An 18,251-nucleotide genomic window follows, 5' to 3' on the forward strand; every position below is an offset into this window, starting at 1 on the left:
TGCGAGCCTACTGGTTTTCCTTCGATTGGCCCATGATTTCCTGCGCGGTGAAGTTGATGCCGCAGGTGGGGAAGGCGTTGCCGACGAAGAAGTTGTCGGACTGCGACGGGAAGTAGTCCTCGTCCTTCTTGAAGTTGGGATCCTCGACGACGGCGAGCGGCAGCTTGACCGACTGCGGCACGACCTTGCCTTCGAGCGCGGCGAGCGCAACCTTGATCGCGACCGCGACCTGTGCGGGGCCGGTGCCGGCCGAGGAGCACTTCAGGCCTTCCGACGCCTTGGCGGCGCAGAACTTGCGGAAGCCGTTCTCGGTCTCGCCGCCGAACGGCACCATCTTGTGCTTGGCGTCGAGCATCGCCTGCACGATGCCGGTGTCGCCACCCTGGCCGGAGATCGCGTCGAACGGACCGTTGGTTGCGATCGCGTCGGCAGTGGCCTTCTGGGCTACGCCGTCGTCCCACTTGCCGACGACCTCGGTGACCTGCCACTTCTTGCCGGAGCCGTTGAGCACCGAATTCAGGCCGTTATGCCGGTCGGTATCGACCGATGTTCCGGCGACGCCGCGCACCTCGAGCACCTTGCCGCCATTGGGCACGTTCTTGATCAGCCACCGCGCCCAGAGCTCGCCGAGGCCCTTCTGGTCGACGTTGACGTTGATGGCGTCCTCGGTGGCGAGGATGTTGTCGAAGGCGACGAGGACCACGCCGGCCTGCTTGGCGCGCTTGATCACCGGACCGAACGCGGTTGGGTTCTGGGCGTTGACCACGATCGCGTCATAGCCGGAGTCGATGAAATTGTTGATCGCCGAGATCTGCGCCGGCACGTCCTCGCCGGTTGACACGACCTTGAATTCCTTCAGCTTCGCCTTGACCTCGGGCTGCGCGGCATAGGCCTTCGCGGTCTGGATCATCTGGATGCGCCAGGTGTTGGCGATGTAGCCGTTCGCGAGTGCGACGCGGTAGGGGCCCTTCTTGGCGGGAAACTTGAAGAACTTGGTGTCGCCGGTCCATGGCACCATGCACTCGGGCTCAGCCGCCGGACCCTTGGTCACCTCGGGCTCGGCCAGCGCCTTGCCGGCAAAGGCCGTCAGCAGCACGAGCGATGCGCACGTAGCAAGGCAATGCGCCTTCATCGACTTGGAAATCGACTTGGAAGACATTCGTGACCTCCCCTGTTGTTGCAGCGCCAACAATTGACGCACATGCGAGACGCCTCACTTGTTGTCGGAGGTTGTTCGAGCGTCGCTCGTCGTCTCAGCGGAGCCAGCGTTACTGACCAATGACAGCGCTGTCAATTACTGTCGGTCCGCTTTTGAGACCCAGCGGAAAGCGGCGGCAGATGAACACTGCACATATAGCAGGGGTCAACGATTAGCAGGGGTCAACGATCAGCGATCGAAAGCACTGCGCCACATGCGAGGACGTTGCGTGTCCCGCCGATGTCAGCGCTGTCAAGATCGACGGGGCAGGTGGCGGAACGCATCGCACGTGGCGCAGGCTCAATCCTGGCGGTTGCAGGAACGCGGCCGTCACCCTCCAAGAGTCGTCCGGGTTGGTCGTCCGGGATTTCGGACTGCGCCCTGGCCGGATTTCCGGACCGTCGGATTGATCGTCCAGACCGAACCGCAGCACCCCGTCGCATCCTGCGGTGTTTCAGCTGAAAACCGCAGGGATGCGGAGATCTGGACGGCTTTCGTCGCAGCTGGCACAGATGCTGCTTTAAGGCTCGCAAAACGTAACGCTCGCAAAACGGATCAAGGCTCGTCCAACGGAGCCGTCGCTCCACAACAACGAGCCGAGGGGACGCTCAGATGCCATCCAGCAGTCAATCCGGGATCTGACGGCAACAGGTGAGTTCGCCTGGAGCGCTGCGCCGTTCGGCCCGTCCGACGGACACGGATTCTGCTGCTTGAGTTCGGCATCGCATGCAAGGGAGAGGTGAATGACGATCGCAGATGCGCGCGACCTGGATCCGCTGGAGACCCAGGAATGGCTGGAAGCGCTGTCGGCCATCCGGCTGCATCGCGGCGACGAGCGCGCCCGCTTCATCGTCAAGGCCGTGCTCGACGCGGCGCGCCGCGACGGGCTGCCGGTCGGCCAGTCCTTGACCACGCCCTATTGCAACACCATCCCCGTGCATCAGCAGCCGGCATTGCCGGGCGATCGCGCCATGGAGCACAAGCTCCGCTCGATCATCCGCTGGAACGCGCTCGCGATCGTGCTGCGCGCCAACAAGGAGAGCTCGGAGCTCGGCGGTCACATCGCGAGCTTCCAGTCGGCGGCGACGCTCTACGACATCGGCTTCGGCCATTTCTGGCACGCGCCGACCGAGACGCATGGCGGCGACCTCATTTTCGTGCAGGGCCACAGCTCGCCCGGCATCTATGCCCGGGCCTTCCTCGAGGGACGGCTGACCGAGGAGCAGCTCCTGAGCTTCCGCCAGGAGACCGGCGGCAAGGGTCTGTCGAGCTACCCGCATCCCTGGCTGATGCCGGACTTCTGGCAGTTTCCAACGGTGTCGATGGGCCTCGGCCCGCTGCTCGCGATCTACCAGGCGCGCTTCCTGAAATATCTCGAGAACCACAAGCTCGCCGAGACCGCCAACCGCAAGGTCTGGGCGTTCATGGGCGACGGCGAGACCGACGAGCCGGAATCGCTCGGCGCGATCTCGCTCGCCGGACGCGAGAAGCTCGACAATCTGATCTTCGTCATCAACTGCAATCTGCAGCGGCTCGACGGCCCGGTCCGCGGCAACGGCAAGATCGTGCAGGAGCTGGAGAGCGTGTTCCGCGGTGCCGGCTGGAACGTCATCAAGGTGCTCTGGGGCTCGGGCTGGGACCGCCTGCTCGAGAAGGACAAGACCGGCCTGTTGCTGAAGCGCATGGAGGAGTGCGTCGACGGCGAATATCAGGATTTCAAGAGCAAGAGCGGCGCCTATATCCGCGAGCACTTCTTCGGCAAGTATGACGAGCTGAAGCAGCTCGTCGCCGACATGAGCGATGACGAGATCTGGAAGCTCACGCGCGGCGGCCACGATCCGGAGAAGGTGTTCGCTGCCTATGCGGCGGCGGTCAACCACAAGGGCCAGCCGACCGTCATCCTGCCGAAGACTGTGAAGGGTTACGGCATGGGCGAGTCCGGCGAAGGCCAGATGATCGCGCACCAGGCCAAGAAGATGACCCAGGATGCGCTGCGCGGCTTCCGCGACCGGTTCCAGATTCCGGTCGCCGACGAGGATCTCGCCAAGGTGCCGTTCATCCGGCTGCCCGACGACAGCCCGGAGATGACGTACTTCCATGCGCAGCGCGAGCGGCTCGGCGGCAGCCTGCCGCAGCGCCGGCGCAAATCAACATCGCTGCCGATCCCGCCGCTGACCACGTTCCAGCGGCTGCTCGAGGCCACCGGCGAGCGCGAGATCTCGACCACCATGGCGTTCGTGCAGATGCTCGGCACGCTGGTGCGCGACAAGGCGATCGGCAAGCACATCGTGCCGATCGTGCCGGACGAATCCCGCACCTTCGGCATGGAGGGCATGTTCCGCCAGCTCGGCATCTACTCCTCGGTCGGCCAGCTCTACCGTCCGCAGGACGCCGACCAGCTGATGTACTACCGCGAGGACAAGACCGGGCAGGTGCTGCAGGAGGGCATCAACGAAGGCGGCGCGATGTCGAGCTGGATCGTCGCGGCGACCTCCTACAGCACCAACAACGTGCCGATGATCCCGTTCTACATCTACTATTCGATGTTCGGCCTGCAGCGCGTCGGCGATCTCGCCTGGCTCGCCGGCGACATGCGCGCCCGCGGCTTCCTGCTCGGCGGCACCGCTGGGCGCACGACGCTGAACGGCGAGGGCCTGCAGCACGAGGACGGCCACAGCCACATTCTCGCAGCCACCGTTCCGAACTGCGTGTCGTACGATCCGACCTTCGCCTATGAGGTCGTGACCATCGTCCGCGAAGGCATGCGCCGTATGTACGAGGCGCAGGAGGACGTCTACTACTACATCACCCTGATGAACGAGAACTACCCGCATCCGGCGCTGGCGGAAGCCGGCGCGGGCGCGGAGGAGGGCATCCTCAAGGGCCTTTATCTGCTCAAGAACGCAGGCGAGGCCGCCGAGGCGCCGCGTGTCCAGCTGATGGGCTCGGGCACGATCCTGCGTGAGGTGATCGCGGCGGCCGAGCTGCTGAAGGCCGATTTCGGCGTCATCGCCGACGTCTGGAGCGCGACCAGCTTCAACGAGCTGCGCCGCGACGGCATGGCGGCGGAGCGCTGGAACCTGCTGCATCCGACCGAGCCGCGCCGCAAGAGCTGGGTCGAGGCGCAGCTCGATGGCCACGCCGGCCCGGTCATCGCCTCGACCGACTACATGCGCAACTATCCCGACCAGATCCGCGAATACGTCCACGCCGCCGGCCGGCGCTACGTCGTGCTCGGCACCGACGGCTTCGGCCGCAGCGACTATCGCGTCGCGCTGCGGCGCTTCTTCGAGGTCGATCGGCACTACGTCGCGGTGGCCGCGCTGAAGGCGCTGGCCGATGACGGCCGCATCAAGCCGGAAATCGTCGCGGAAGCGATCGCCAAATATCAGATCGACACCGGGTGCGCTGCGCCCTGGACCCTCTAGACGCAGCCGGCCGAGGATAGAGCGATGACTGAAATCAAAGTACCCGATATCGGTGACTTCAAGGACGTCCCGGTGATCGAGATCTTCGTCAAGCTGGGCGACCGCGTGAAGGCGGAAGACCCGCTGATCGCGCTGGAATCCGACAAGGCGACGATGGAAGTGCCGTCGCCGCGCGACGGCGTCGTCAAGGCCATTGTCGTCAAGATCGGCGACAAGGTAAGCGAAGGCGCCGTGATCCTGCAGTTCGAGGATGCCGGCGCCGCGCAGGCCGAGGCGCGTCCCGTCGTCAGCGCGCCGCCATCGCCGGTGAGCGCGCCGGCCGGTGTCGCCGAAGTGCGCGTGCCCGACATCGGCGACTTCAAGGACGTTCCGGTCATCGAGATCTTCGTCAAGCCGGGCGACACCGTGAAGGCCGAGGATCCGCTGATTGCGCTGGAATCCGACAAGGCGACCATGGAGGTGCCGGCGCCGCTGTCCGGCACCGTGCGCGAGCTGAAGGTCAAGACAGGCGACAAGGTCAGCGAGGGCGCGATCATCCTGGTGCTGGCGACGGGCGAGGCGACTGCGGTCGTGAGCGCGCCGGCGCCTGCGCCAGCCGCGCCTGCAGCCGCTGTTCCTGTGGCGGCCGCGGTCGACGACGGCGCCTTCGCGCTGGCCTATGCCGGTCCGGCCGTCCGCAAGCTCGCGCGCGAGCTCGGCGTCGACATCGGCAAGGTGAAGGGCACCGGCAATCACGGCCGGATTCTCCGCGAGGACGTCGAGGCGTTTGCCAAGGGAGAGACCAAGGGCGCCACGCCGGCCAAGCCGCAAGCCGCGAGCACAGGCGGAGGCGCCGGCCTCGATCTGCTGCCGTGGCCGAAGGTCGACTTTGCAAAGTACGGTCCGGTCGAGCGCAAGGAGCTCGGCCGCATCAAGAAGATCTCGGCCGCCAATCTGCATCGCAACTGGGTGGTCATTCCGCACGTCACCACCCATGACGAGGCTGATATCACCGAGCTCGAGCAGTTCCGCGTCAAGATGAACAAGGAGCTGGAGAAGAGCGGCGTCAAGCTGTCGCTGCTGCCGTTCATGGTGAAGGCGGCGGTCGCCGCCTTGAAGAAATTCCCCGAGTTCAACGCCAGCCTCGACGGCGATACGCTGGTCTACAAGAACTACTGGCACATCGGCTTCGCCGCCGACACGCCGAACGGCCTGATGGTGCCGGTGATCCGCGATGCCGACAAGAAGTCGATCCCGGAGATCGCCAAGGAGATGAACGAACTCGCCAAGCTGGCGCGCGAAGGCAAGATCAAGCCGGACCAGATGCAGGGCGGCACGTTCTCGATCTCCTCGCTCGGCGGCATCGGCGGCATCTACTTCACGCCGATCATCAACGCCCCCGAGGTCGCGATCATGGGCGTCTGCAAGGGCTACTGGAAGCAGCATTCGAGCGACGGCAAGACCTGGACGTCGCAGCTGACCCTGCCGCTGTCGCTATCCTGGGACCACCGCGTCATCGACGGCGCCGCCGCCGCCCGCTTCAACGTCCACTTCGCCAACGTGCTCGCCGATCTCCGGCGCGTGCTGTTCTGAGACTGAAGGAGAGAACGGCATGGCTCAGCTGATCGACGTCAAGGTGCCCGACATCGGCGACTTCAAGGAGGTCGCCATCATCGAGGTGCTGGTGAAGCCGGGGGAGACGGTCGCCGTCGACACCAGCCTGATCATCGTCGAGTCCGACAAGGCGTCGATGGAGATCCCGTCGTCGCATGCCGGTACCGTCAAGGAGATCCGGATCAAGGCCGGCGACAAGGTCAGCGAGGGCTCGGTCATTCTCAGCCTGGAGACGACCGGTGCAGCCGCCAGCCCGGCGCCGGCTCCGGTCGCGCCGCCGCTGGCGGCAACTGCAGCGCCCGCGCCGGTCGCGTCCTCCTACACGGGCAAGGCCGACATCGACTGCGAGATGCTGGTGCTGGGCGCCGGCCCGGGCGGCTACTCGGCGGCATTCCGCGCCGCCGATCTCGGCATGAAGACCGTGCTGGTCGAGCGCTACGCCACGCTCGGCGGCGTGTGTCTCAACGTCGGCTGTATCCCGAGCAAGGCGCTGCTGCACACGGCTGCTGTCGTCGACGAGGTCAAGCATCTTCCCGATCACGGCATCTCGTTCGGCGCGCCGCAGATCGACCTCGACAAGCTGCGCGCGTTCAAGGACGGCGTCATCAAGAAGCTCACCGGCGGCCTCGCTGGCATGGCCAAGGCGCGCAAGGTCGAGGTCGTGACCGGCGTCGGCCACTTCGTCGATCCGCACCATCTAGAGGTCACGACGGCCAGCGGCAAGACCACGATCCGGTTTGCCAAGGCGATCATCGCCGCCGGCAGCCAGGCGGTGAAGCTGCCGTTCCTCCCCGACGATCCGCGCATCGTCGATTCCACCGGTGCGTTGCAGCTGAAGTCGATTCCGAAGCGGATGCTGGTGATTGGCGGCGGCATCATCGGGCTGGAGATGGCGACGGTCTATTCGACGCTCGGGTCGCGTATCGACGTGGTCGAGATGCTCGATGGCCTGATGCAGGGCGCCGACCGCGACCTCGTCAAGGTCTGGGAGAAGATCAACGCTCGCCGCTTCGACAAGGTGATGCTGAAGACCAAGACCGTTGGCGCAAAGGCCACCGACGCCGGCATCGAGGTGAGCTTCGAAGGCGAGCAGGCGCCGGCCGGTCCGCAGCTCTACGATCTCGTGCTGGTGGCGGTCGGGCGCAGCCCGAACGGCCGGAAGATCAGTGCCGAGAAGGCTGGCGTCGCGGTCACCGACCGGGGCTTCATTGACGTCGACAGGCAGCTGCGCACCAACGTGCCGCACATCTTCGCCATCGGCGACGTCGTCGGGCAGCCGATGCTGGCGCACAAGGCGGTGCACGAGGGGCATGTTGCGGCCGAGGCCGCGCATGGTGACAAGTCCTACTTCGACGCGCGGCAGATTCCCTCGGTCGCCTACACCGACCCCGAGGTCGCCTGGGCCGGCAAGACCGAGGAGCAGTGCAAGGCCGAGGGCATCAAGTTCGGCAAAGCGGTATTCCCGTGGGCTGCGTCCGGACGCGCGATCGCGAATGGCCGCGACGAGGGCTTTACGAAGCTGCTGTTTGATGCGACGACCCACCGCATCATCGGCGGCGGCATCGTCGGCACCCATGCGGGCGATCTCATCAGCGAGATCTGCCTGGCCATCGAGATGGGCTGCGAGCCGGCCGATATCGGCAAGACCATCCATCCGCATCCGACGCTCGGCGAATCCATCGGCATGGCTGCCGAAGTGTTCGAAGGGCATTGCACCGACCTGCCGCCGCAGAAGCGGAAGTAGGCGAACGAAACAAGACGTAGACTGACTGAGACCAGGGAGAGAAGAGACGATGTCTGCAACCCCAACCGCGGCCGCCGCACCGAAAAAACCATTCTACCGGGTCCTCTATGTTCAGGTCCTGGTCGCCATCGTGCTCGGCGTCATCGTCGGCTGGCTCTGGCCGGAGTTCGCCAAGAACGACTGGATCAAGGCGCTCGGCGACGGCTTCGTCAAGCTGATCAAGATGGTGATCGCACCCGTCATCTTCTGCACCGTTGTATCGGGCATCGCCCATGTCTCGGAGGTCAAGAAGGTCGGCCGCGTCGCGGTCAAGGCGCTGATCTATTTCGAGGTCGTCTCGACCTTCGCGCTCGCGCTCGGGCTGATCGTCGGCAATTTCATCCAGCCAGGGGCAGGCTTCCAGGGCCAGAGCAACGCCGCGGCGGTCGCCAACTTCGCCAAGCAGGCGAGCGAGATGAAGTCGGTCGACTTCGTGCTCCACATCATCCCTGACACGGTGGTCGGCGCGTTCGCGCAGGGCGAGATCCTGCAGGTGCTGCTGTTCTCGATTCTGTTCGGCATCGCGCTGATGAGCCTTGGCGAGCGCGGCCACACGATGCGCGCCTTCATCGACGACGCGGCGCACGCGATCTTCGGCGTCATCGCCATCGTCGTGAAGGCCGCCCCGATCGGCGCGTTCGGCGCCATGGCCTTCACCATCGGTCGCTACGGCCCGCAGGCGCTCGGCAATCTCGCCGGCCTCATCGCGACGTTCTACCTCACGGCGCTCACCTTCGTCGTGGTCGTGCTCGGCATCATCGCCCGCATCGCCGGCTTCTCGATCTTCAAGTTCCTGAAGTTCATCAAGGACGAACTCCTGATCGTGCTCGGCACCTCGTCGTCCGAGAGCGCGCTGCCGCAGATGATGGAGAAGCTCGAGCGTCTCGGCTGCTCCAAGCCCGTCGTCGGCCTCGTGGTTCCGACTGGCTATTCGTTCAATCTCGACGGCACCAACATCTACATGACCTTGGCGACGCTGTTCATCGCCCAGGCGATGAACGTGCACCTGTCCTTCGGCGAGCAGATCACGATCCTCCTGGTCGCGATGCTGACCTCGAAGGGCGCCTCTGGCATCACCGGTGCAGGCTTCATCACGCTCGCCGGCACGCTCGCCGCGGTCCGGCCGGAGCTCGTCCCGGGCATGGCGATCGTGCTCGGCATCGACAAGTTCATGAGCGAGTGCCGTGCGCTGACGAACCTGTGCGGCAACGGTGTCGCCTGCGTCATCGTCGCCTGGTGGGAAGGCGAGCTCGACCGCGACAAGCTGCGCGCCGCGCTCGATCGCGACATCGATCCGTCGGACATCGAAGTCGCCGTCACCACCGGCTAGTACTGATCATCCGGGGCTGGCACGGCCAGCCCCGGCTCCCGCCACACGCACGCGACTTCGAGGATCACGATGGACCGGGACCTGAAAGACGCCGCCCTCGAATATCATCGCCTGCCGACGCCGGGAAAAATCCAGGTGGTGCCGACCAAGGCGATGGCGACCCAGCGCGACCTCGCATTGGCCTATTCGCCCGGCGTGGCCGAGCCATGCCTGGTCATTGCGGCGGATCCGTCGCAGGCCGATGAGCTGACGGCGCGCAGCAATCTCGTCGCCGTCGTCACCAACGGTACGGCCGTGCTCGGCCTCGGCAATATCGGGCCGCTCGCCGGCAAGCCGGTCATGGAAGGCAAGGCCTGCCTGTTCAAGAAGTTCGCCGGCATCGATGTGTTCGACATCGAGCTCGCGGAGACCGATCCGGACGCGTTGATCGACACCATCGCGCGGATGGAGCCGACCTTCGGCGGCATCAATCTCGAGGACATCAAGGCGCCGGAGTGCTTCTACATCGAGCAGAAGCTGCGCGAGCGGATGAAGATCCCGGTGTTCCACGACGATCAGCACGGCACTGCGATCATCGTTGCCGCGGCGATTCTGAACGGGCTCAAGCTGGTGAAGAAGGATATCAGCCAGGTCCGGCTGGTGTGCTCGGGCGCCGGCGCCGCCGCGCTCGCCTGCCTCGATCTCATCGTCAGCCTCGGCCTGCCGCGCGAGCGCATCATCGTCAGCGACGTGTTCGGGGTCGTCTATGCCGGCCGTGCCGAGGGCATGGACGACAACAAGGCGCGCTATGCGGTCGAGACCTCGGCGCGGACGCTCGGCGACATCATCGAAGGCGCCGACATCTTTCTCGGCCTCTCCGCCGGCAACGTGCTGAAGCCGGACATGGTCAAGCGCATGGCGCGTGATCCCCTGATCTTCGCCATGGCCAATCCGACGCCGGAGATCATGCCGCAGGACGCGCTGGCGGTGCGCCCCGATGCGATCATCGGCACCGGGCGCTCCGACTTCCCGAACCAGATCAACAACGTTCTCTGCTTCCCCTTCATCTTCCGGGGCGCGCTGGACTGCGGCGCGACCACGATCAACGATCAGATGAAGCTCGCCACCGTGCATGCGCTGGCCGATCTCGCCATGACCGAGGTGCCGGAGGTGGTGGCCGCGGCGTACAAGGGCGAGGGACTGCGGTTCGGACGCGACTATCTGATTCCCAAACCCTTCGATCCGCGTCTGATCGAGGTGATCGCTCCTGCCGTCGCCAAGGCCGCTGCCGACACCGGCGTCGCCCGTCGCCCGATCACCGACATGGCGGACTATCGCGCGAAGCTGGCGCGGTTCGTCTACCGCTCCGGCAATGCCATGCAGCCGGTGTTCGCTGTCGCCAAGGGCGCGGCCAAGTCGCTGCTGCTGGCCGAGGGCGAGGAGGAGCGCGTGCTGCGTGCCGCGCAGATCATCGTCGACGAGGGGCTGGCGCTGCCGAAGCTGGTCGGCCGCCCCGCTGTCATCGCGGAGCAGATCAAGGCGTTCGGCCTGCGGCTCAAGCCGGGCCAGGATTGCGAGGTCATCGATCCGCAGGACGAGCGAGTCCATGCCGAATGCGCCGAACTCTATCATGCCCGCCGCAAGCGGGACGGCGTCTCCGCGGCGCTGGCGCTGTCGGAGACCCGGAACAACGCGACGGTGCTCGCCTCGCTGCTGCTCGCGCGCGGTGTCGGCGATGCGATGCTGTGCGGCGTGGTCGGCCGGACATCTGATCATCTCACCACGATCCGGAACGTGATCGGCCTTCGCCATGACGTTGCGACGCTCGCCGTCATGCAGATGCTCATGCTCGACCGGCATCAGCTGTTCATCTGCGACACGCACTGCAATGCCGATCCGACCGCCGAGCAGGTCGCTGACATCGCTCTGCTCGCGGCTGCGGCCATCCAGCGTTTCGGCATCACGCCGCGCGTGGCGCTGCTGTCGCATTCGAGCTTCGGCAGCTCGGCGGCGCCCGAGGCGCTCAAGATGCGGCAGGCGCGCGCCATCATCCACGAGCGCGCCCCCGATTTGGCGGTCGAAGGCGAGATGCGCGGCGACGCCGCGCTCTCGCAATCCATCCTCGAGCACGAGTTTCCGGAGTCCGGCTTCGAGGGACCAGCAAACGTGCTGGTGATGCCCAATCGTGATGCAGCCAATATCTCGTATAATCTGCTAAGGATGGCCGCAGGGCAGGGGCTCACGGTGGGAGGCATCCTGCTCGGCGCCGCCAAGTCCGCGCACATCCTGACGCCCTCGTCCACGGTCAGGCGGATCGTGAACATGGCGGCGGTTGCGGTGGCCGGAGCGGCGGTGATGCCGAGGACGTGATGCTGACGGACTGACACGGGCGTCGTCCGTCGCGGCATGGCCTGACTTGGGGAGGTTTGATGATGGCCGTGGCGCAGTCGGAAGTCCCTCGGGTCGTGATCGTCGGCGGCGGCGCAGGCGGCCTCGAGCTTGCGACCCGGCTCGGCGACAAATACGGCCGCAAGGGCAAGCTCGACGTCACCCTGGTCGAACGCAACCGCACCCATGTCTGGAAGCCGAAGCTGCACGAGATCGCGGCCGGCAGCATGGACATCTCGGCGCACGAGGTCGACTATCTCGCGCAGGCGTATTGGCACGGCTTCCACTATCGTATCGGCGACATGATCGGCCTGGATCGCGACAAGCGCGAGGTTCTGGTCGCGCCGTATCTCGACGCCGAGGGGCGCGAGGTCACGCCGCAGCGGACCATTCCCTATGACGTGCTGGTGATCTCCATCGGCAGCCAGAACAATGATTTCGGCACGCCTGGCGTGGTCGATCACGCCATCAAGCTGGAATCGCAGCGCGACGCGCGGCGCTTCCACGAACGCATGATCAACGCCTGCATCCGCGCGCATTCGCAGTCATCGCCGATCGCCGTGCACCAGTTGAAGGTCGCGATCATCGGCGCCGGTGCGACCGGTGTCGAGTTGGCGGCCGAGCTGCATCGCACGACGCGGGAGGTGGTGGCCTATGGTCTCGACCAGGTCGATGCCGAGAAGGACATCAAGATCACGTTGATCGAGGCGGCGGGCAGGGTGCTTCCGGCGCTGCCCGAACGGGTCTCGCGTGAGACCGAGAAGCTGCTGGCCAGACTGGGCGTCGAGGTTCTGGTCGGCGCCAAGGTGGCCGAGGTCTCGGCCAATCAGGTGAGCCTTTCCGATGGCCGCATCATTCCGGCCGAGCTGATCGTCTGGGCCGCCGGCGTGAAGGCCCCCGATTTCCTGAAGGATATCGCCGGGCTGGAGACCAATCGCATCAATCAGCTCGTGGTCAAGCCGACTCTGCAGACCACGCGCGACGACCGTGTCTTCGCCATCGGCGACTGCTCGGCCTGTGCGTGGGGCGAACGCGGCAACGTCCCGCCGCGGGCGCAGGCCGCGCATCAGCAGGCGTCGCATCTCTACAAGTACATCCCGCGCTTCCTACGCGGCGAGCCGTTGGGTGACTACCGCTATCGCGACTTCGGTTCGCTGGTGTCGCTCGGCGAGTTCTCAACCGTCGGCTCGATGATGGGCGCGCTGGTCGGCGGCAATCTGGTGTTCGAGGGCCTGTTCGCCCGCATGATGTACCTGTCGCTGTACAAGATGCACGAATACGCGCTGCACGGGCTCGCCAAGGTGAGCCTCGACACGCTGGCGCGCCTGATCACCCGCCGCACCGAGCCGCATGTGAAGCTGCATTGACGCTCGCGGTGGCCGAAGCGGCCGAATTTCCTGTCGCCTATTCCCGGGCAAAGCCTTAGACTCGCAGCGGAAATGGCAACGCGGCGGGTGCCGCCCGAGACGGCCTGAGCGGCCAGGTTCAGGAGATGACGGACCTTCCAATTCGGATCGGCCTCGAGGGGCAGCGGGACGTTCCGGCGGTGGGGCCTGGCCGTTCGGCGTGGCTGCTGCGCGGCGTCCTGGCGCTTGCGCTGATCGGCGCGGCGGCGTGGGTTGGCTACGCCATCGCCTTCTCGCGCGGATTGGATCAATTGCACGCCGCGGCCCAACAGCGGCTGGCGGTCGAAGCCGCCCAGCTCGACGGGCATCTCTCCCGGTTCGAATACCTCCCGTCGCTGCTGGAGACGTCGCCGGACGTCTATCGGCTGCTCGGCACGCCGGACGATCAAGCCCTGCAGCAAAGCGTCAGCCTGTACCTGAAGTCGATCAATCTGCTGGCCGGGGCCGATAACCTCTATGTCCTGACCGTCGCCGGCGATGCGATCGCGGCCGCCGATTTCGACCAGCCGGGCACACCGGTCGGCAGCAACCTGTCGTATCGGCCGTATATGCGCCAGGCGCTGGCGACCGGGCGCGGCGTCTTCTTCGGCATCGGCATCACCAGCGCCCGCGCGGGCTATTATTTGTCGTACGCGGTCAAGCGGGAGGGACGCACGATCGGCGTCGCCGTGGTCAAGGTCAACCTCGAGTCCTTCGAGCGCGAGTGGCAGAAGCGCGGCAGCGACATGGTTCTGGTCGACGCCCGCGGCGTGACCATTCTCGCCTCGCGCGACGAATGGCGTTTCCGGCCGCTGACACAGCTCTCGGTCGATGCGCTCGAGGAGATCGCCACCTCGAAGCCGTATGGCAGCTCCGCCCTTGCGCCACTGGGCTGGACCTTCAAGGACGCCGCGGATCGTGGCGGGCAGGTCGAGACCGAACGCGGCGCGATCTACAGTGTCGACGAGCGACCGCTCAATGGGCGGCAATGGCAGCTGATGGTGCTCGACGACGAGGCGCCGATCCGGCGAACTGCCTTGGTCATCGGAACGTTGTCGGGTCTTGCGGGCATCGTTGCGCTGCTGGTCTTCAGCCTGCTCGCACAGCGGCGGCGGGAGATCCGGCAGCGGCTGGCGTCACAGGCCGCGCTGGAAGCCGCCAACGACCGGCTGGAGACCCGCGTGCAGGAGCGCACCGCCGAATTGCGGGCCGCGCAGGACGAGCTCGTGCACGCCGGCAAGCTCGCGGTGCTCGGCCAGATGTCGGCCGGCATGGTGCACGAGATCAACCAGCCGCTGGCGGCGTTGCAGACTGCGTCCGACAATGCGGTCCAGTTCGTCGATCGCGGCATGATCGGCGAGGCCCGCGGCAATCTCGTGCGCATCGGCGAACTGGTTCGCCGGCTCGGCCGGCTGACTGGCCAGTTGCGCGTGTTCGCCTACAAATCCAACGCGCCGCTCGACGCCGTGTCGGTGGAGCAGGCGCTCTCGGAAACGCTCAACATTCTCGGTGCGCGGGTCAAGGACGGTGGCGTCGAGGTGATTGTCGATCTCGCACCGGGGCTCCAAGTCAAGGCCGATCAGATCCGGCTCGAGCAACTGCTCTGCAACATCGTCGCCAATGCGCTCGACGCGGTCGACGGCGCGGCGCAGAAGATGATCCAGATCCACGCCGTGCGCGAGGATGGGTCGTCGGACCAGTGTCGCATCACTATCGCCAATAGCGGCCCGGCGATCGCGCCGGACGTGCTGCAGCGCCTGTTCGAGCCGTTCGTGACGACCAAGCCGGCCGGCAAGGGCCTTGGGCTCGGCCTCGTGATCGCCAATCACATCGCGCGGTCTTTCGGCGGCGAATTGCGCGCGACGAACACCGAACCGAGCGGCGTCGAATTCGTCGTGTTGCTTCCGTCAGCAGAAATGAACGGGTCTTCGCATGAATCCTGAGCAGCAGATCGGCGTGATCTATGTCGAGGACGACGAGGACGTGCGCATCGGCGCCGTGCAGGCGCTGCAGCTTGCGGGCCTCTCAGTCACGCCATTCGGTTCGGTCGAGGCGGCGGGCGCGATCGTCCGCGCCGACATGCCGTTCGTGGTGGTCTCCGACGTGCGGCTGCGCGGCAAGAGCGGCACCGAATGGCTGTCCGAACTGCATCGCTTCGATCCCGACCTGCCGGTGATCCTGGTCACCGGCCATGGCGACATCTCGATGGCCGTGGACGCGATGCGCAACGGCGCCTATGACTTCATCGAGAAGCCGTGCTCGTCCGAGCAGCTCGTCTCGGTGGTACGCCGTGCGCTCGACAAGCGGCGCCTGACGCTCGAGGTGCGGACGCTGCGCTCCGCGTTGGCCGACCGCCAGGGCATCGAGGCGAGCCTGCTCGGGCGATCGCCGCAGATCCAGGAGGTGCGCCGCCTGGTCGCCAACCTGGCCTCGACCAATGTCGACGTCACGATCTATGGCGAGACCGGCACCGGCAAGGATGTCGTCGCGCGCTGCCTGCACAATCACAGCGTCAGGCGTGGCGGCAACTACGTCGCCGTGAATTGCGGCGGCCTGCCGGAATCGCTGGTCGAGAGCGAGTTGTTCGGCCACGAGGCCGGTGCGTTCACCGGCGCGACCAAGCAGCGCATCGGCAAGATCGAATATGCTGATGGCGGGACGCTGTTCCTCGACGAAATCGAGAGCATGCCGCTCAGCGTCCAGGTGAAGCTGCTGCGGGCGCTGCAGGAGCGTTCGATCGAGCGCGTCGGTTCCAACAAGCCGGTGGCGGTGGACTGCCGCGTGGTGGCTGCGAGCAAGGCCAACCTCTACGAGCTCAGCGAGCGGAAGCTGTTCCGCGCCGATCTGTACTATCGGCTCGGCGTTGCCTTCATCGAGCTGCCGCCGTTGCGCGAGCGGCGCGAGGACATTCCGATCCTGTTCGAGCATTTCACCCTCGATGCCGCGCGCCGCTTCGAGCGCGATGCGCCGATCGTGGACGATGCGACGATGTCGCTGCTGCTGACCTATGCATGGCCGGGCAATGTGCGCGAGCTGCGCAACGTCGCCGATCGCTTTGTGCTCGGGGTGCTCGACCGCCGGGCGCTCAACCGCTCGGCGGCCGCATCCTCCGAATCGTCGTTGCCGCGCCAGCTGGAGAACATCGAGCGGTCGATCATCGAGGACGCCCTGCGCCGCAAGCTCGGCGACGTGCAGGCGACGGCCGCCATGCTGGGCATCCCCAAGCAGACGCTCTACGACAAGATCAAGCGGCTCGCGGTGAACGTCGACGGCATCCGCGAGGGCACGACTGTTAGGACCGGATCGTGACCGGCTGCACCGCCAGCACTGGGACGGAGCGCCGAGCCGAAATTCACCTTGCCGTTCCGGAAGTTGCGGCGCCAGCGTGCGCCACTTTAAATAAATTCCAGCAGCTTTAGACCAATTCGGTTTGCTGCAGCCCTTCTCTTGCCGGACGGTCGGATCATGTCACGACATGGTTTCGGCGAAGGGTTCGAGCGCAATGCGGCTTTGGGTTCAGGTTCATACGTGGACGTCGCTGATCAGCATGATCTTCCTGCTGATGCTGTGTCTGACCGGGCTGCCGCTGATCTTTCATGACGAGATCAATCATCTGTTCGAGGACGAGATCGCCGCGCCGGCGATGCCTTCCGACACGCCGATTCTCCCGCTCGACCGGCTGATCGCGGCGGCCCGGCAGCAGCTTCCGCAGCAGCACGCGCTGTTCGTCAGCCTGAAGCAGGCGGAGCCATTAGTCGTCGTTGCGATGTCGCCGACCGCGATTCCCGTGCCCGGCCAGTTCCATCGCCTGACGGTCGATGCACGCACTGCCGCCGTGCTCGGCGAGGAGGTGCCGCATCAGGACGTCATGGACGTGATCCTGCGCATCCACCGCGACATGTTCACGGGCCTGCCCGGCGAGCTCTTTCTGGGCCTTATGGGACTCGTGTTTGCCGCCTCCATCGTCTCCGGCGTCGTCGTCTACTGGCCGTTCATGCGGCGGCTGCAGTTCGGCACCATCAGGGATCGCTCGGCGCGACTCACATGGCTCGACCGGCACAATCTGCTCGGCATCGTCACCGTGAGCTGGGCGCTCGCGGTCGGCCTGACCGGCACCATCAACACGCTCGCGGTGCCGCTGTTCGATCTCTGGCGCGCGCAGACAATGCCGCCGCTGCTCGCGCCCTATCAGGGCAAGCCGCTTGCCGAGCCGAAGTCCGTCGAGGCCGCCGTGGCCGCCGTTCGCCGCGCCCATCCGGATCGGCTGGTGACATCCATCACGCTGCCGACGACGACGCGGTTCGGCAGCCCTGTGCATGTGATGGTCTGGACCAAGGGCCGGACGCCGTTCACGGCGCGCATGTTCAAGCCGGTGCTGGTCGACGCCGACGACAGCAGCAAGATGGTGGCGCCCGGGCTCGCCTGGTACCTGACCGCGCTGCAGGTGTCGCGGCCGCTGCACTTCGGTGACTATGGCGGGCTGCCGCTGAAGATCATCTGGGCCGTCCTCGACGTCATCACGATCATCGTGCTGGGCAGCGGACTCTATCTGTGGGTCGCGAAGCGACGGGGCAGTAGGCGGAAGGTGACCGGCGTCGCCGTCTCCGCGGCGCCAATGGCGGTCTCGCGATGAGTTCGTCGAGGACGTCGTCCACTGCGCTGGAACGCGTCGCGCAGCTCTCGGTGTGGGAGGTCTTCCGTGCGCCGCTGCTGATCGGCCTCGTCGCCGCAGCCGGGCTCGTCTTCGGATTGCTCGGCGACGGCCTATGGGATGGACTGTGCTGGCTCGGACTTTCGGTGCCGATCCTGTTGGCGCTCCGCTATGGGACGCCCTGGATCCGCGCCGCCAGCACCGCGTCGGACGACGCGCGCTGAGGTCGGACGCGAGCTGCTGCCATTCCGGCGAATTCTCGTTCATCAAAAGCTATTCATCGCAACCAACGGGCGACGCGTCGGCTCGCGCGACATCGAGTCGCGCAGCTCGAGTCGATGGCAATGGATTTTGTCTTTGCCACGTCGTCTCAGCGTGCACGAGACTCATCGCCACTTGGAAACGATCAGTCACAAGAATCGCGCCGTCGGCTGCAGTTGGAGCGCGGCGCGGTGACCGTGTGGCGCATTTGAAAGCAAACATTGATCAAATAGTGCCCGCATGATTAGTTGCTAC

General features: G+C 65.8%; 11 protein-coding genes. 10 read left to right on the forward strand and 1 reads right to left on the reverse strand.

Annotated elements, in window-relative coordinates; all coding sequences use genetic code 11:
- Positions 1-7: 7 nt before the first annotated feature.
- Positions 8-1,159, reverse strand: a complete 1,152-nt coding sequence (locus tag ACQR07_RS15465; RefSeq protein WP_434903138.1) for a sugar ABC transporter substrate-binding protein — start codon at positions 1,157-1,159, stop codon at positions 8-10.
- A gap of 782 nt (positions 1,160-1,941) precedes the next feature.
- On the opposite strand from ACQR07_RS15465, the gene aceE reads away from it, so the two are divergent.
- The 10 genes from aceE (at position 1,942) to ACQR07_RS15515 (ending at position 17,959) form a co-directional block, all read left to right on the forward strand.
- The gene (gene aceE / locus ACQR07_RS15470; RefSeq protein ID WP_434903139.1) at positions 1,942-4,626 is read left to right on the forward strand and encodes a pyruvate dehydrogenase (acetyl-transferring), homodimeric type; all 2,685 of its coding nucleotides are present in this window, start codon (positions 1,942-1,944) and stop codon (positions 4,624-4,626) included.
- Positions 4,627-4,650: 24 nt separating this feature from the next.
- On the forward strand, positions 4,651-6,198 hold the full coding sequence (locus ACQR07_RS15475; protein WP_434903140.1) for a dihydrolipoyllysine-residue acetyltransferase: 1,548 nt from the start codon (positions 4,651-4,653) through the stop codon (positions 6,196-6,198).
- Between the two features lie 19 nt (positions 6,199-6,217).
- Complete coding sequence (gene lpdA / locus ACQR07_RS15480; protein ID WP_434903141.1) at positions 6,218-7,963, forward strand: dihydrolipoyl dehydrogenase; 1,746 nt, start codon at positions 6,218-6,220, stop codon at positions 7,961-7,963.
- Positions 7,964-8,012: 49 nt separating this feature from the next.
- On the forward strand, positions 8,013-9,332 hold the full coding sequence (locus ACQR07_RS15485; protein WP_434869845.1) for a dicarboxylate/amino acid:cation symporter: 1,320 nt from the start codon (positions 8,013-8,015) through the stop codon (positions 9,330-9,332).
- Positions 9,333-9,401: 69 nt separating this feature from the next.
- Positions 9,402-11,681, forward strand: coding sequence for an NADP-dependent malic enzyme (locus tag ACQR07_RS15490; RefSeq protein ID WP_434903142.1), 2,280 nt, complete (start codon positions 9,402-9,404; stop codon positions 11,679-11,681).
- A gap of 62 nt (positions 11,682-11,743) precedes the next feature.
- A complete protein-coding gene (locus ACQR07_RS15495; RefSeq protein WP_434903382.1) occupies positions 11,744-13,066 on the forward strand; it encodes an NAD(P)/FAD-dependent oxidoreductase in 1,323 nt (440 codons plus the stop codon).
- A 125-nt stretch (positions 13,067-13,191) separates the two neighbouring features.
- Complete coding sequence (locus ACQR07_RS15500; RefSeq protein WP_434903143.1) at positions 13,192-15,027, forward strand: sensor histidine kinase; 1,836 nt, start codon at positions 13,192-13,194, stop codon at positions 15,025-15,027.
- Positions 15,017-16,393 carry a sigma-54-dependent transcriptional regulator gene (locus ACQR07_RS15505; protein WP_434903144.1) on the forward strand — a complete coding sequence of 459 codons (1,377 nt, stop codon included), beginning with the start codon at positions 15,017-15,019 and terminating at the stop codon, positions 16,391-16,393. Before ACQR07_RS15500 ends, ACQR07_RS15505 begins: the two co-directional genes overlap by 11 nt.
- Before the next feature lie 193 nt (positions 16,394-16,586).
- On the forward strand, positions 16,587-17,717 hold the full coding sequence (locus ACQR07_RS15510; RefSeq protein ID WP_434903145.1) for a PepSY-associated TM helix domain-containing protein: 1,131 nt from the start codon (positions 16,587-16,589) through the stop codon (positions 17,715-17,717).
- Positions 17,714-17,959 carry a hypothetical protein gene (locus ACQR07_RS15515; protein ID WP_434903146.1) on the forward strand — a complete coding sequence of 82 codons (246 nt, stop codon included), beginning with the start codon at positions 17,714-17,716 and terminating at the stop codon, positions 17,957-17,959. Before ACQR07_RS15510 ends, ACQR07_RS15515 begins: the two co-directional genes overlap by 4 nt.
- Positions 17,960-18,251: the final 292 nt, after the last annotated feature.

It is taken from the genome of Bradyrhizobium sp. HKCCYLS20291, assembly GCF_051167715.1.
In the GTDB taxonomy this organism is placed as follows: Bacteria; Pseudomonadota; Alphaproteobacteria; order Rhizobiales; family Xanthobacteraceae; genus Bradyrhizobium.